The 16,975-nt window shown below is 64.7% G+C and carries 6 protein-coding genes; all 6 read right to left on the minus strand.

The window, feature by feature from the left end; translation table 11 throughout:
* Nucleotides 1-5: 5 nt before the first annotated feature.
* Nucleotides 6-5,582, minus strand: coding sequence for a hypothetical protein (locus ACLQ2O_RS15635; protein WP_425831771.1), 5,577 nt, complete (start codon nt 5,580-5,582; stop codon nt 6-8).
* A gap of 97 nt (nt 5,583-5,679) precedes the next feature.
* Nucleotides 5,680-9,702, minus strand: a complete 4,023-nt coding sequence (locus tag ACLQ2O_RS15640) for a type IV secretory system conjugative DNA transfer family protein (RefSeq protein ID WP_425831773.1) — start codon at nt 9,700-9,702, stop codon at nt 5,680-5,682.
* A 121-nt stretch (nt 9,703-9,823) separates the two neighbouring features.
* Entirely contained in the window at nt 9,824-11,905 is a 2,082-nt protein-coding gene (locus ACLQ2O_RS15645) for a hypothetical protein (protein ID WP_425831775.1), read from the minus strand.
* Between the two features lie 130 nt (nt 11,906-12,035).
* Nucleotides 12,036-13,829 (minus strand): AAA family ATPase, encoded by a 1,794-nt coding sequence (locus ACLQ2O_RS15650; protein WP_425831777.1) that lies wholly within the window; start codon nt 13,827-13,829, stop codon nt 12,036-12,038.
* 91 nt (nt 13,830-13,920) lie between these two features.
* Nucleotides 13,921-14,502, minus strand: coding sequence for a hypothetical protein (locus ACLQ2O_RS15655; RefSeq protein ID WP_425831779.1), 582 nt, complete (start codon nt 14,500-14,502; stop codon nt 13,921-13,923).
* A 148-nt stretch (nt 14,503-14,650) separates the two neighbouring features.
* Nucleotides 14,651-16,918 carry a relaxase MobL gene (gene mobL, locus ACLQ2O_RS15660; protein ID WP_425831781.1) on the minus strand — a complete coding sequence of 756 codons (2,268 nt, stop codon included), beginning with the start codon at nt 16,916-16,918 and terminating at the stop codon, nt 14,651-14,653.
* Nucleotides 16,919-16,975: the final 57 nt, after the last annotated feature.

The raw sequence follows: 16,975 nt of genomic DNA on the forward strand, positions 1-16,975 counted from the left end.
GGTGCTCAGCTCCCCATCTCGTAGTCAGAGCCGTCGGCAGTCGCCGGCGGGTCGATGTCGATCGAGGGCACAGAGGACCGGGGCGGGATGCGGGCTGGCCGTTGCCGTGTGGTCATGGCGACGGCGTGTGCCGAGCCGCGCTGGCTGCCTCGTGCCTGCGTTGCGACGTGCTCGTCGGGGACGACGTCGCGCCACACGAGAGCAGGGGCAATGGTTTGTGCGCGGGGTCCGGTGCTGTGACCCAGGTCCTCCGGCTGTGCAGTTGGAGTCCGGCGGGAGCGCCGCGTTGCGGCGCAGCAGAACTGTTCGTTCTTCTCGCCGTCGAAAAGGTTCTCGCGTTTGGCGGCGGCGATGATCAGGTCGCCGAGGGTGCCGCCGTAGGCCATGCGATCCATCAGTGATCCCTGCAGCGAAGGGTCGTCCTCCAGGTTGCGAACGAGTCCGGTCCTGGGGTCGGTCAGAGCCTCGGCGACCCGGTCGACGTATTCGGGGTTGACCAGAACGCCGAAGCCGTCTCTTGCCGTGTAGAAGTCGACGAACTGGTCGGCCCACTGCTCCTTGGTTGCCTGGACCGGTGCGCCGTCCTCGAACACCGTGCGCCATTTGCCCGGGCCGAGGTGTTCGAGCAGGCGCCCGCGCCACAGATCGCGGCCGGGGCCTTGCAGCATCTCGTACTTGTGTCTGGCCTCGCCTGCGTCGTGCTTGGCCTGCAGGATCGACTGTGTGACGGGATAGGTGACCTCGAGTACCGCCTTCAGGTCGGCGTTGCGCAGCGCGCGGACGGCGCGCTGACTGTAGGAGCCGCCGAGTCCTGTGCCGTGGGTCTTGATCGCTGTGGCGAACATGGAGGCCTCTTGGTCGGCCTGGGTGATGCCTGAGCGTCCGCTGCGGCCGCCGAGGTACCTGGCGTAGTCGGTCAGCTTCTGCACGTTGCCTTTGGCGCCGGTGGTGACGCAGACATCGCGCACGCTGTTCAGGTGCGACTGCAGGTCCGCGAAGGACAAAGCGGTTCCGAACTCGTTGCGCTGCGCGCTGCGGTAGAAGCCACTCAGCTGCCTCGTCACGTCGTCTTGGCGCGCGCGAGTCGTCTCGGCGTCCTCATGGCCTGCACCTTGTTTGATGAGGTTTGTCGCACCACTCAGGCGGTCCAGCTCTTGGCGCAGTTCGGGGCTCTTCGAGAGCGCCACTTGCGTGTCGAGGGAGATTTGCATGGCGAACGGGTGAGTGCCGCGGTGGCTCAGGGCTCCTGTGTCCAGGAGATTCGCCGGCACAGAGAGCTTCGCCATGGCCTCGATCCTGGCGGCCTGGCTGTGGAGCTTCACCACGGCCACCGCATCACCATCGAAGTCGCCGTCGAAGCACTGGTCCATCACCGGGTTGATCGCCACGCCGGTGAGGCGCTGGTCGACCGCGACGCGCAGGTAGCGCACGCCTGCATCACGCAGCACCGGGTCGCGCCAGACCAGCGCGTGGTCGCCCTCGGCCAGGCCGAGCTGGTCGGCCATGACCGGGCTGAGCGCGATCTGGTCGATGTCCAGGCGGGGATCGGCGGTCCAGACGGCCGTCGCGGAGTCAGCGAGTCGGCTCGACATGAGTCCTGTCTTGAAGATGTTGTGCTTTCCGCTGAAGATCCGTTGCTCCAGGTCGGAGTTGATGGCCTCAAAGCTGCGCTGGGCACGTGCGGCGGCCTCGTTCATGCCGTCGACGAGCTCTTCGCGCTTGCCTTGGCTGAGCGACCCGCCGGTTTCGAGCTTTTCCTGCAGCCAGCGGTAACGGCACGCCTGTTCATGGATGTCTAGGTAGCGGTTGGTGTAGTCGTGGGTGATCACGCTGCCGTCGTCGAACTCCTGCCCCGAGCGCAGGTGGGAGGAGAGCACCGGCAGCTTCCAGGAAGTCTCGGAGACTGCCTCGGTCTGCTCTGAAGTCGGGTAACTGAGCGGGAACGGGATCTCGAGGTCGCCGCCTTTGTCGCCGATGAGTGCCCCGAAGGCTCGGCGCATTGCCAGGGTGTGGAGTCCGCCGTTCGAGGTCCGCGTCAGTTCGGGCATCGCGAACAGCCGACGTACGGGCAGTTCGTCGCCAGTGTCCTGGCTTCTTCCGCGGTCTTCTTCGCCAAGGCCGACCACGTGCAGAGTGCCGTCGGCGTCCATGGCGATGCCTACGCTGAGCATGTACTCGCGCAGATTGGTCTCGGCGCCGGCGTTGGAACCGTAGAACTCCTGCATGATCGCTGGGCAGTCCTGGGCGCCGAGTGCCCACGCCAGCTGCGAGGATGCCTTGCGTCCCTTCCCGGACAGCACCGCCCCGTCGTCGTAGACCTTCGTCTTCTCGTCGACCGCCATGTGCGTGACGATGAACCGCATCCGTCCCAGGCCTCCCGCCTGCGCGCTCCCGTCCGGGGCAACCAGGTCGCTGGCACCGCCGGATATGAGCTCGCGCCCGGAGCCTGCGTTGCGCCGCGAGATCAGCGAGAACGGGCTCAATACCACGTGCAGGTCCGGGTTCGCGCGGAACCAGGCGGCCTCGCGTCCGAGGTTCTCCCGCTCGGCGGCTTGCGTGGTTATGCCGCGGTCCACGATCAGCGAGACCACGCCTTTGTTGCCGTGCAGGTCCGAGAGCTTGTCGCCGACGACGAGGTCGCGCAGGTTGCCGCCCGCACCGCGGATCTGGTTGGTCTGTGCGAACTCGCGGCTGATGACGATCGGGTCATCGGCGGTCCAGCCGCCGAACGTCATCATCGCGGTGCCGGTGGCCGCGGTGATCTTCGAGGACTGCATCAGGGTGGATGCCGTCATCTGCTGACGGTCGAACGGGTCATAGCGGAGCGTCTCGAGTTCGGGGCGGTTCATCAGCGGGGCACGCGCACCGGTCGCCGTCGCCGGGTCGCCGGGGACGATCCGGCCGTCCGGGCGCACCTGTGCGTCTTCGGTGAGGTAGCGGGCGATGCCCTGGTTGGTTGCTCCGCCGGTCATCACTGGGTCGAAGTAGCCCCCGGGCGCGGTCAGTCCGTTCTGGTCGCTGCCCGTGAGCACTGCCATGTTCCGGCCGCCGGTGAGCTTCCAAGCGTCGAAGTGGTTGTCGTCGGCGGGATCGGACTCCCCCTTCCCCGCCTGGTGCTCGGCGTAGACCGTCGAGCCGGCTTTGATCTCGTTGGAGTAGCGGACGCGTCTGGCCTCGGTGGCGAGGATGGCTGTCGCCCACGGATCGAGTTCACCGGACTTCTCCCCACGGGCGCGGTCGATGAAGTCGACCGGGTGTTTGGTGCCGTACAGCTGTGAGTACACACGGTTGAGCGACGCGCCTTCTCCGACCTCGCTACGACCGGAGAGGAGATCGCCTGCGATTTGGTACTCGATCCGCTCGGTCATGGCCTGCTCGTAGCCGCGCAGCAGCGTCCGTTCCTCTACGCTCTTGGTCTCACCCGGAACCTGAGGCGCGATCCGTGCCTCGTAGCCGGGGACGATGAGACCGTTGTCGCCGCTGGCGAAACGGGTCAGAATCTCACCGTACTCACCGGGCTCGAAAACTTGGCCGATCTCGCCGGCCACCGCCGTGGTTGAGCTGTCACGCCTCATCTTTTCGGCGGTCCATCTGATGACGCCCTGCTCGTCGATGAGGACCTCGCCCGGCTCGGTAGCGTTGCGCGCGAGACTGGAATGGACTGTCTGGCCGATGCGGCGCAGAAACGCCGAACCATGCGTGTCCACTGGCACCGCCGTCGTCTGGTCGAAACGGACGAGCCGGTCCTTGAATCGGTCGGTCTGGAACCCGGAACCGAGCATCTCGCTCGGTCCGGCATGGAGGCGGCGCAGTGCCTGGGCCAGCTCGTCGAGGTTGGACCACTGGCCTTTCGGGCTGGTCATGTATTTGGCGACGCGCACTGGGTCGAAGCGCTGCTCGACGAGGTCGTCGTCTACCAAGCGCGGTTCGGGCTCGAGGTTGCCGACCAGCTCGTCGAGGATCTCCTCGGCGTGCGCACGGACCTTCTCCTCGGCGGTGCCGCCGTAGACGAGGTTTCCGAAGTCCGGCTGGATGCCCGGCCCGGCGGCCTGGAACTCCCCGATCATGCCGAGACGCTCCTCGTACATCTCGGCCGTCGCGCCGGGGCGTAGCAATTCGGTGCGATGGCCGGTGAGAACGTCCCAGTAGGCGCGCTGCACGGCGGCGACCTCAGGGTCGCTGGAATGCTCCGGCGGCTCGAACTCGACGAGGTTGAGTCCATCGGCTCGTTGCTGTTCGAACGCGGTGATCAGGCCTTCGGCGTCGAGCGCGATCCGCAGATTCACCCGCGCGCTCTCCACGGCCTGCGACAGGTATTGCTCGGCGACTTCGGCGTTGACGAAGAACTCGGGCAGGCTGCGGTCGGCCGCCTCGCGGCGGAGCATCACCTTCGAGCCCTCGCGCTGATGCTGGCCCGGTGCGCGGTAGTCCTTGACAACGAACATCGACTCCTTGCCGACGTGGTAGCTGTCCTCGACCTCGGTCGACTCCGCACTTCCTCGGCGGCCTCTGCGGGCCGTCTCGAGGTGCGTCGATCCGATCTGGCCGGCCAGGAGTTCGGGACGGTCGCGGCGCGGCACTGCCCGCCCCTGCGCGAAGCGAAGCAGATCGACGGCCTCGTCAGGCGTGGGGGAGTGGACCGCAGTCTTGCCTCGCTCAAGCTTGTGGTTGGTTGAGTAGCGCACGACCAGGCCGTTGTCGTAGATGCGCGCGCCGGCGTAGTCCTCGCGCGCCCGTGGCTCGGTGAGGCGGATCTCCATCCCGGTTCCGGAGACGCGGGCTTTGATCTGGCCGGGGTTCTGGTCGCGGCGAACCTCATAGCCGAGACCTTGGTCTTGCAGTTCGCGCAGAATCGCGACGGATCGCTCGACGGCGAGAGGAGACATGAACCTGTCGCGGTCCACGCGGCCGGTGCGCGGGTCGCGGCCGCCGTCCAGTACCCATTGGCGCACCTGCTGGTACTCGCGGACGCTCATCAGGTCACGCAGCGCGGTCAGCCCGCAGGCGTCCTCGTCGGTCATCGCTGGGCCGGCCTCGGACAGCTTGCCGTCGCCGTCAGCGATCCACAGCGTCGCCTGCCCGTGTTTGGGGCTCGCCGCACGGCTGGTCTCGCCGCCCATGTCCTGCTCGATCGTCTCGTCGGGCAGGTAGACCATAGTTGTGCCGGCGCTCTTGACGGTTGCGCGCTGGGACCACTGCGGGTCGTACGGGCTGATGGGCAGCGCCGGGGTCGCCTTGGCCGAATCACCCAGCCCTACCTGGCGCATGAACTGTGCCTGGAGGCTTTGTAGCAGGGGGTCCATGACCGAGTGGTCGGCGAAAATCGGCTCGCAGCCCGGCACAGTTTCCCGGATTGACGCCTCCAAAGCTGTTAGGAGGTCCTGCACGCCGAGGTTCGGGTCGGCAACCGACCTGCCCTGCTCGGCCAGACGGTCGTCGGTCCGCCGCCTGACGGCCTTGGCCTGGGAGATCGGGATGATCCGCCCAGTCCTCTCACGTGCCAGCCGGATCGCCTCGTAGGCGACGTACTCGTAGAAGTACCGCCGCAGTCCGTGCCCTGTCTTCATCGTCATCGTCTCCATCGGAGTGATCGGCTCATAAGCATCCAATAGAGAGTATCGGAAGACTCCGAATAATGACTAGAGTGAGCATTCAATGATGGATCGACGATGGTGCTGTCTAGGGGGATGTGCGGCCCAGCATCTCGATTGCCATGGCTCGGTCGAAGGCGCCGCCGGCCAGGTGTTCCCAGGTCGGCAGCGAGGCGAGGAACCGGTAGAAGTCCGCGGAGATCTCCACTGTTGCCAGCGTCTGCAGGTCCGTCAGGCTCAGTTCGTCGTCGAGATAGACACGCGAGTCGCTCGCGCGCGCCGCGTCGTTGAGCTTGTGAGCGGCCTCGGCGAAGCTGGATGAGCGCAGTGGACGGATGTAGGTCAGGGAACCGTCGGCGCTGCGCAGTTCGTTGCCTGGGCCGACCGAGAAGTGGTCTCGGTCCTGATGGAGTTCGACGAGTGCCGACTTGTAGGCCTCGGTGATCTGCCGGTCCAGGCTCTTGATCCGCGCGGTCCCGTCAGGTTTGACCAGCATGTCTTTGCTGATCGTGCCCTCGGCGTAGATGAGGCGCTCGCGTGCCGCTGCCGCGGCTCCGCGCGCAGCGACCTCTGCGGCCAGTTCAACGTTGTCGACGACTTGTTCGTCGTCGTAGATCAGGGCGACGTCGAGTTCGTCGGCGTCGATCTCGGGGACTGCGTGCGGGTCGCGGCCCTGCTCGACGTTGAGTTTCATTTGCACGATCTCCATGACCTCGTCGGAATAGATGTCCGGGTCCAGTCGCGCGATGTCGACATCGGCGTAGCCGTAGCTTTCCTGGTACACGTTCTTCGCGGCTCCGGAGTGGATCGCCTGCTTCATCCGCTTGTCGAGCATCTTGCGGAAGTCCGGCTGGTTCATGCGCACGTCGAACTCCAGCGCCGAGCTCAACGTCGGGATGGTCTGCAGCGAGTAGTCGTGCCCGGGGTGGACAATCGTGTCCCTGAACAGCCGGTACGCCATCGGTAGGCTCGTCGCGTTGCGGTTCCACACCGGTGCGTCGCCCGCGCGGAAGACGATCGAGTTCCGCTCGGAGATGAAGGCCATGTCGTTGTACTTGATCAGCGGCTCTTCCTTGGTGTTCATCGTGTAGGACACCCGGCCCTCGGTCCTGCCTCCGATGACCTTGTCCAGGTCCTGGCTGACCTGCTTGGAGTCGATGTACGACTTGTGTGTGGTGCCGCTCATCTTTTCGAGCGTCTCGAGCATGGAGTCGTCGGTCGACTTGAGAAACACGATGTTGCTGGTGTTGCCCTGGACGATCTTGTCGACGCTTTCGCCGTAGACGTCGCGCAACTGCTGCAGTGTCTGCAGGATGAGGGTGAACTGCTGTTCTTGGCCAAGGCCGATGGAGAGCATCGTCTCGAAGCCGGCGATGCCGTTCCCGTCGGACTGCAAATTGCCCAGTTCGTCGAGCATGAACCGTGTCTTGTACAGCGGCTTCTGATTGCTCTTCGTCATGTACGACTTGTCGAAGTTGAGGTCGACCAGCTGCTTGATCAGGATCAAGATCAGCTTCGCGTACTTCATCAGGTGTGGTGGGGTCACCAGGAACACGGCCTTCGGGGCCTCGGAGTACCGCACCATCGTCTGTGTAATGGCGCGCGCCCGTCCCCTGACTTTCTCGGGAGCACCCGATGCCGTGAGGTCGAGACGATCCTGTGGGTAGGTGGTGTCGGCCGGCTGGAATCCAGTGATCGTCCCGCCTGGCTTCCCGTCTTGGTGGATCGGTCGGAGCTCGCGGATCACACCGTTCTTGACGATCTTCTTTCCTGTGACGGGCTCGGCGACGTAGTGGCGGCCATTGAGCGAGACCTGATAGTTCTTTTTGAAGTGGAAGTAGAAGGTGCGCACGAGCATCTTCGACTGCGGGTTCACTAGTTCGAGCTTGAGCCAGGCCTCGTCACCGGGGAACTTCCCCTTGAAGTAGTACCGTGCCCAGCCTTCGCGCGAAACGATGTCGGAGTGGTCGAAGTCCGCGCCCAGGGGCTTGTTGAACTTCGGGTCGGCGTAGGCCGACCACACTGCTTGCTGGCCGATGAGGTGGTCACGCTTGAGGTAGTTCATCGAGAAGCGCACGCCGAGCCGGCGAGGGAATGACAGCCCGCCCAGGTCCGTGTTCTGCGAGGGCCTGCCCGACGTGAGGGTCGAGATCGTGGGGTCGGTGAAGAAACTCATAGCGGTGATCGCGATGCCGTAGACCGAGGCGAGCATCTTCTCGGCCCCGGCCATCGCGCGCAGGGCGTTGTCGGCGTTGCCGATGAGCGTGCGCATGGTGTTGGTCGGTAGCGCCTCGGTCGCGTTGAAGTAGAGCGTGAGCATGTCTTGCTCTGCCTTGCCTTCCCACAGGAACGCCTGCCGCTCGGCATCGTCGCGGGCTGCCTCGAGCCCGGCTTCGTCGTTCTCGAACACACCGGCTTTGACCTTCTTCTCCAGCTCGGCCTCAGGGTTCTTGAGCTTCTTGCTCGTGAGCTGGACGAAGAGCTGATAGCAGTTGTAGAGGGTGACGTGCCCCCACATGTCGTCGAGCCGCTTCTCGAGCGTTTCGGGATCCATGCGCGTCGCCGCCGCGTGCTCGCGCAGTTCGCGCTCCTCTTCGAGATAGAAGTCGATCAGGCCGTAGGCCGCCCGTTTGAAGGCGTTGTTCGCCGCGTTCGGCCACACGGGGTCCTCGCCACCGTCGACTGGGAAGAAGACATCGGCGATGTTCTCGACGTACAGGGCGCACTTGGTCGAGTCACCCTCGCGGGCCGCATCGGCTGCCATACCGAGCGGGTTGTAGATGTCGGTTTTCATGGCGTTGATGAGGTTGAACTGCACCGGTTCGAACCCGCGGGTGACGAACGGGATGTAGTTCTTCACGAGCAGCTCGCCCTTGGGGTCGTTGATGACCATGTTGGACGGGCGCTTCTCGCGCGACCACATGTCGAGCATCGGCTCGATGTACGTCTGACCCTTGCCCGCGCGGGTGATGGCCAGCACCATCGTGTTCACCGGGGCGGTGTCGACGATGTACGCCCCGGCGGGGCGCTGGACCTCATAGGCGGGGAATTCCCAGTCGTCGTTGATCAGCTCGGCGACGCTCTTGTACGGCCCGAGCTTGTCGCGGTCCTTGCCATCCTCGTTGTACGGGATCGCCGCGGTGCTGTACTTGGTCCGCAGGCGCCGGTCGCTCGGCAGCCCGGACGTCTCGAAGAGGTCGTCGCCGAACTGCTCGTCGATGATCGGCAGTGAGTCGACCAGCGGATCACCGTTGTCGTCGTCGAGTGCCTCGCCGGCGTAGTAGACGACGTTGCCCTCCTCGTCCAGGACGTCGTTGCCGGCGCGGCGGGGCACTGTGACCTTCTTGAGCCCCTTCTTCTGGAGCATCATGTGGCTGATCATCGAGGAGACCTGCACAGCCGAGTGCGCGCCGGCATCGGGGAACCAGTCGAACTTGCGCTGGATCTCCTCGGGAAGTGCGATGTGCTGGTCGTTCTCGTACTGGTTGATGTCTGTGGTGTCGTGCATAAGGTTGGCGGCGTCCACCCGCCGGGAAGCCCAGGCTGCCAGCGCCACTGCCGACAGAAGTCCGGTTCCCAGTGAGACGAACAGCTTGAGGCCGGACCCCTCGGCCAGTTCGGTGCCGAGGCTCGTCGTAGCGGCGGCCTCATGTCCGGGATTCGTAGCGTCGCGTTGCTTGGCGGTATACCACTTCGGCACAGGTACGTCGGCGATCTGCGGGTAACAACTCCCGGCGGGCTGACCGTTCTTGTCGAGCTGCTGGTAGCACGCCTGGACACCGCCACCCTCAACGGTGCGCGTCGACTCGACGTAGTACTTTCGGCCTTGGTCGTCGCCGTTGCCGGCGTTCGACACCACTGTTCCCAGCCCTGTCGCTGCCAGGGCGATCACGGAGTACAGAACCCAGGCCACGATCGCGACGATGATGCCGACAACGATCGCGGCGATGATCCCGGCGCGCTTGGAGCGCCTCGTCCTGAGTTGGCCACGGTCGAGCTGCTGGCCCTCGTGCACGTCGCGGTTGGTCAGCGTCTGGCCGGACTCCCGGGCCGAGATCTTGTCCCAGTTGCTTGCCGTCGGCCGCGCCGCTTTCCGTTTACCTCGCGCCATGGTGCACTCCTCGTGGTTCCGCTATCGCTGAGTCGTCGACGACGGCGCGCCCGAGATGATCCTCGGGCGCTGCTGTCGATCCTTGCTTCTGTCCGCAAGCCGCTCGGGTGCTGCGATGTGTTCAGGTGACGGCCGCGCCGATGACGAACCCGCCGGCCAGCATGAGCAACGCGAGGATCACTGCCATCGCGATCAGTGCCTCGTTGGATCGCGACTGCATCAGGTTCGAGCGCTCCAGATCTTTGATGTAGGCCTGGCGGTCTGCCTGCAGATCATTGATCCGCGCGTCGTACTGCTTGCGGAACGACTTGCCCATGTGGTCCATCTGGGCGAGCAGGTCGGTCACACGGTTCGTCTGTGAGGTCGACTTCTCCCTCTCCAGGCTGAGGGCGTGCTGCCACTCCTCGTCCCGGACCCGCAACTGCTCGATCGCGGATTGGCGCGCGCGCTCGAACTCATCCTCGGCCCTCCGCAGCTGTTCCGCGTGCTCTGCGCGCAGCCGCGCGATCATCTCGGCTTGTTCGCGTTCGAGCGCGCTGACCCGGTCGAAGGTGGCCTGCTCGGTGAGCAGCGCTTGCGCACGACTGATGTCGTTCTTGCGGTTCTCGTCGATGACACGCTGGATCTCGTCGGTCAGGTGCACCAGCAGCGCACGCTCGGCTGCCAGATTCTCCTCCTGACGCTCGGCCAGCACCTCGAAAACCCGCGTCATGCCGATGGCCATCTTGCGCTGCGCGTCCTTGCGGCGCAGACCAAGGATCTCCTGCTGGGTGTAGGCGTAGTCGTTCTCGATCTTCGCTTCGATCGCCGCGACGGCGTCGACTTGCTCACGCTGGATCCGTGCCCTGTTCCGTTCGCGGTACTGACCTTCTGCGTGAGCCGCGGCCTGCTGGCCGATCCGAGTGATGGCCGCTTCGAAGGCCTGCAGGATCTCGGCCTGAGCCTGCCGGCTTGTGTCTTCCTTGGCGGCGAGGCTGTCTCGGTACTCGGCCTTCGCGCCGGCCGTGAGCTCCCGGTAGATGCTGCCGTCACGGTCGATGGAGACCTCACGAATGACCTGCTCGGCGTGCAGGCTCATCAGCGTGACGAAGTGCGTTTGCAAAGTCGTCTCGCCGTCCGCGTGCAGCTGTGCCAGCTGGGCGTTCGCCTGCCGAACGAGTTGCGCAATCTGGTCCCCGAGCCACGAGGTCGCCTCGGTGGGTACCTCGATCTGAACTGTCAGCGCGCCGACACCGAACGATGCCGCGAACTCGTCCAGCGTGATCTGCAAGTCGAGGTCCTCACTGAGGAACCTGCGGGCCAGATTTCCGCGCACCTGAGCCTGGTCTGCCACGGGAGCCTCCACCAGGTCGTCCGTAGGCCGGCTCCACGCTTCGTTGGCGAACGCCTCGTCGCCTAGGGCCTCGCCGGGATCAATGATCTCCCCGGACTGGCCATCCAAGACCTCGTCGTGGATACCAGCCTCTTCGAAGGCGGGGGAGTCGAGAACCTCGTCATCACCGAGGGCAACCGAAAAGTCAGGGTCCTCGTCCAGTCCGGTGCCGAATGCTGGCACTTCGTCGAACAGGGGGTCGCCCTCGTCGCCACGTCCTGGGTTCGTGGCGGCGGTGAGAGTACCGAGGTCCACATCGCCGCCGTCCGCCGCCTCGGCAAACCCGCCATCCACGCTCGCTTCGCCGCTGTGCTGGGCCCACGCTTCGGCGCCGACCACGTCCTTGAGATCGATCCGACCCTGCGAGACTCCTTGCGCCTGCGGGAAGGTTGCTGCCGCCGCCAATTCGACCTGAACTTCCTGCGCGCCGCGCTGGTAGACCACGGCCCAGGTGTAGTCCGCGCCAGTGAGCAACCCGTATTCGTCCATACGCTCGAGAGTCCCGGGCGTCGGGATGATCCCGAAGATCTGCTCGTCCAGCATGTCGCTTGTCGCGAGGGTACGGATCGAGTCGTTCTCGATCAGCTCGATGATGGAACCCCTGGCCTCGTCGCGGCCGTGGCGTCTGCTCAGGCCGCCGATGCTCTCCGCCGAAAGCACCAGCACCACCCATGCCGTCCCGCTCGGGAAGGTGAAGCGCTCGTTGCTGCGGAGCAACTCGACCGCTGCCGGGATTGCGGTCTCCCGGACCACTGAGGACAGCAGTTCGTCTGGCTTCTTCTGCCGTTCCTTCCTCCGGACGGCATGCTTCGGCCCTGTCAGGATGCTCATGCCAGTGGGTCCCTTCGATCTATAGCGCGATCTGCCTCGTCTACCAGGGGGTCTATGCCACACCATCCGAATATATCATTCAATAGATCACTCGATAGATCATTCGAGAGTACGCTAGGTGGGGAGCTGGCTATCTCATCGCCGAGACCACGATGTGCGCGTCCGAGGTCCGCATCGACTTGTGATCGCTAGCCAGCTGGCCCTCGACGTCGATCCGTAGTCGGCGCTCCCCGGGGTACTGGTTGATGAAACGTGCCAGTTCTGTGCTGACTTCGTCGGTCAGTTTCGCCACGGCCGTCCGGGCGCCACCTGCGTCGGAGTCGGAGTCGCCCTTGTCGTCGACCAGGTACTGCAGGACCCGCTCGTCGACGACGACCCGCGTGTTGTGCTTGACCAGGACCTCCTGGACCAGGCTCCGCAGCTTGTTCTTCACGATCTTTCGCTGCGTTTCCAGTGACAGTGGCTGGAACGGCACGATCGAGTCGATCCGCCCGAGCAGCTCGGGCGGGAAGCGATTGTCGCCTGCGGTGGTCGAGATCGATCGTCGGATCAGCTTGTCGTAGTCCCTGAGTTTCTTGCCCGAGCCGGTGTCATCTGGCTCGTACTGCGCGATCGTCGCGAAGATCTCGCTGCCTGCGTTCGTCGTGAGCACGATGTAGGCGTTGAGGAACGACACCTCGCGGTTGTTGTCGTCGGACAGCCGGCCATCATCGAGGACCTGGAGAAGAACGCGGGTGACCATCGGCGAGGCCTTCTCGATCTCGTCGAACAGAAGCACGGCGTGAGACAGGTCCCATACGCGCTTGGTCAGCTCGGAGCGGAAGAGGCCGAAGGAGTCGTCCGAGGCGAATTCGGTCATGTCGAACCGGATCAGGTGTCGCTGATCGTCGCCGAACAGCAACTTCGCCAGCTGTTTGGTGAGCTCGGTCTTCCCGACACCGGTGCTCCCGGCGAACAGCATCGACGCCATCGGCCGCGACGGATCGTTGAGATCCGCAACGCAAAGCTGTAGCCGCCGCGCAACGACCGACGTGGCCAGATCCTGGCTGTACACCTTCTGATCGAGCTGCTGCTTGATCATGGTGCCATCTACCCGAAACGCTACATTCACGTTCAGGGATTCCATGAGTACATCTGAGAGCAGGTCGCGATCGATGGCCCGCTTCGTGTGCCGGTGCCAGCCGACCATCGAGTCGAGCACCAGGATGGACTTGCGTGGTTGTGAGCTCGCTGGCATGTACCTCTGGGTGTACTCGTAGATCAGCCGGAAGATGTGGTCGTCGGGGAACTGGTCCACGACTCCATAGCGCGCGGCCATGCCTTGGAGGATCTTTACCGTGGTCTCCTCGTCCGGAGGTGAGAGGTTGATGCGCTGCAAACGTTCCACAAGTGGCTGGTTCGGTGCGACGTGCTGGTGGAACTCCTCGTAGGTCGTCGCTGCGATCACCCGGATGCCGCGGGCTCCAGAAGCCGCGAGCACGGGTTTGATCGCCTCGACCGCTGCGTCTGAGAGCTGGATGATCTGGTGGAACTCGTCGATAAAGAGGACCAGTTCGCGCCCCTCGGCGGCGGCGAAGCGTTCGGCATCGTCGAAGAAGCGTTTTAGTAGCGCGGCCATCTGGTCGGAGCTGCCGGCCTCGGAGATCATCCGCGACGGGTCGACCTCGAGGTACAGCCGCTCGGTATCCACCTGGCTGAGGCCCTGAACGAGGACGGTCTTGCCAGAACCGGCCGGAGCCAGCAGGAGAGCGTTGCAGAGCTCGGCCCGGCGCATCGCCGACAGAAGTTGCGTCGTCTCGTATCCGCGGCCCACGACCTCCCGCTCGGGCTGCTTCACAGGGCTGGATAGGCGAGCAAGCAGTCCGTAGGCCGCATCCAGCCGGTCATCGTCGAACATCGTCGGCTGCTCCTTGTCTGCAGTCATGAAACGGCCCTCGCAACGCCTCCATCGAGGTGTTGCGAGGACCGGGTGAACCCCATCCCGCGTCCGGGCCTGGTGGGCGACGTGATCCCGCTTAGCCCACCGCGAGCTCTTCGGCGTCCGCAGACATCGCGGAGTCCTCGAACAGCGGCACGTCGCCGTGCTCGGCGGTCGCCTGCGCTTCGGCGACGGGCCCCGCCGATTGCTGTTCGGCAGGCTTACCCGCGGCCTCCTTCGCCGCCTTCATGGAGGCGAACTGGCCGTCCATTGTCTTGGCGTCGATCTTGAAGTCCGACTGGGTGAGTGACTCCGAGTTGAGGACGAGCCCGCTCCCCTTGGATGACGGCATCACGTTCGCCTTGACCGCGTAGACGCGGCCGACCTCTTGGCCGTCCTTGTCCAGGATCGGCTCGGAGTTGGGACCGGCCGCATCGACGATCTTGACGAACTGGCCGCTCGAGTACGGTGCGCCGTTGTTGAAACGGGTCTGGCCGTCCTTGTCCTGCGTGCGCTGGGAGACCAGGTGCAGGTTCGTCTGCTCCGGTCCGCGCGGGTCGCGGTGGTCGACCTGGACATCGATGAACCGCGTCTTGCCGTCCTTGGTCAGGTTGTTGTTGAACGTCTTGGCCAGCAGGTTGACGCCGGTCATCGCGCCCTTGCCCTTGAGCAGTGCCATGATCTCTTCTCCTTGGTTCGGCCCAGCTCGACCACGAGCCGGTCTCGATCGGCAACATCCGCTGCGGGCACTCGACCCAGCCTGCGAATGATCCATAGACTAGTTCGCAAATAATGATTCGCGCAAGAGTCGATAGAGCCTCGAATGATCATTCGAGCCATGATTGGTTCGTTCGGCTGGTCTCGGACTCCCGGTCCGGCTCGTTTCTGTGGGTGTCCGGCGCCTTGGGGCTCGGCCGGATACCCGCTTCGACCACGGCTTGATCGATCTGCTGTTGGAGCCGGACAACCAGGCCTGCGTCGAGTGCCGAGGTCGTCTGTCGGTGGGTGGGCTCCTGCTGGGCGCGCAGCTGCGCGAAGCGGCTCGGGAGCACGCTTCGGCCCGCTGGGTCCGCCGAGCGTGCGAGCTGGGAGGCGACCTTTGTCATGGCCGCGACGTCGTCGACCGGTAGGTCCGCGATCGCCTGCGACTGCCCGGAATCGTCCAGATAGGCCATGGCTGCGACCAAGAATCGCCGGCGTTGCCCAGCTTCGGCGGCGAAGGCCGTCCGGGCCTGGACGCCGACCGTGACATCGGAGAAGAAGTCGTAGCCCAGATGGTGCAGGTCGAGCGCTTTGACGTCGTCGAACTTGTAGTCTGCGCCTCGTCTGATCTCTACGTCGGGTGGCCCGCCGGCAGCGCGAACAGGTCTCAGTGCCAGCCCGGATCCGTACAGATCGGTCCGCAGCTGGTCCAGACGCTCGTTGTAGAGCCGCTGCATCGTCAGAATCCGGTGGTCGAGCGCAGCCCTGCCGCTGGTGCCTTCCGTCAGTAGGCGCCCCCCAGGCTGTCGGTAGATCTCCCTGCCGATCCGCTCGGCCTCGTGTGCGTCTTTCATCCGCTGCAACGAGGCGTCCCCACGCAGGCTGATCAGTGACCGGAGTCGCTTCCCGTAGTCGGAGAGTTGCTTGTGCTTGTCGTACCACGTCCCGGTGTCGGCGACGAACGGCAGGAAGTGCTGGTATTTGGCTATGAGCTTGCGGTGGTACTCCAGCTCGAAGCGGTAGAAGTCGTACAGCGGACGTGAGTCTGCGGCCGCGACGCCAGCTGCTGCGGCTTCAGCCCATTGCCGGGCCAGATCCCGGTATGCCGCGGCGCGCTCCTTGTGGTGCTCCAGCCGCGAGCTGTAGCTGCGCAGCCGGAAGGCGAACGAGATCAAATCTGTCTCTTCGGTCGAGCCGTCGGTGCTTTGATCGCGAGCCAGAGCGGCCATTTGCTCGTAGTCCATGCCCATGACGTCGAGCATGGGCGTGCGGATGACCAGTTCGTTGGCCGGCAGTGATCTGACAAGTTGGTAGACGGCATTGACCGCTTGCTCGACGACGCGGGCGCGACCGCGGTCCACGAGCTGCCGCCACTCGGCGGTGCTCAAGGCTTCCTTCACGCGACGTTCGTTCGCATAGTCGACGATTCGCTCCATCGCTTGCGGCATTGGAGAGCCGGGACGCTCGAGCTGCTCGGTCACCAGCTCGGTCGCCAGCTGGTTGGCCTTGCGCATTCTGTGGTCGTTGCTACCGGCGCGCCACAGCCTGCGGTCCTGAGGCAGGCAGGCAATCAGGAACTGGGGCAGGGCATCATTGAGCATCCGCTCATGCGCCCAGCGTTTGATGAAGGTGGTGACGTTGCGCCGTTCGTAGCCGACGGCGCTGGACAGGTGCGCCACCACCTGCTTCTCGTCGAGCCACGAGTCGATGCCCCTGCGCAGTCTGGACTTGTGCCGGTCCAAGAGTTTGCCCCGCTGCGTGCCGTTCTGCGTCACTGTGCCGGTCCCGGCATCGACCATCGCCAGATGGCAGTGAACGTGCTCGGTGTCGACCTGGATGACGCCCACGTAGCGGAGGTCGTCGAAGCCGCTGTTGCCTGACCTCATTCTTTCCAGGCCGCGCATGATTGCCATGCGTAGCTTCATCTGGTCGATGTGGCCGCGGTAGTCTCCCCGGGCCTCGCAGCGGAAGTCCTGATCGACGATGCGGTGCTTCTTCAAGTACGCCTCGTCGAACGAGAGCACGGTCTTGAGCACCGTACGCCCGGCGTCGAAGTGGCGCTGGATGTCTTTGCTGGCCGCGCGCAGCTGCTCGTCGGACAATGACACCGAGCCGTACCCGAACGCGACGCCGCCGTCGCCTTGTGCCTGGCGCATCGTGTTTTTGACCTCGACGCGTGAGCCTGCGCGTTCGACGGCCGACGCCCGGGCCATGTAGCGGAGGATGAAATCGTCGGTGCGTAGCCGCTGCACCGGGGCGAGCGACTCGGTGGCCTGCGGTCGCGCCATGTAGCGCTCGACGTAGCTGCCCGGTGTCGCGCCCCGGGAACCTGAACCATCCCGCATCTTGATCGAGAACTCGTTGACGACGACTACGTCCTGCTTCAGGCCCACGTCGATGTCTCCTGGTGTTCCATGACCGCGGTCACAGCAGCGGAATTGGTCGCGTGC

The sequence above is a fragment of the Kribbella sp. DT2 genome (genome assembly GCF_049844575.1).
Lineage (GTDB): Bacteria > Actinomycetota > Actinomycetes > Propionibacteriales > Kribbellaceae > Kribbella.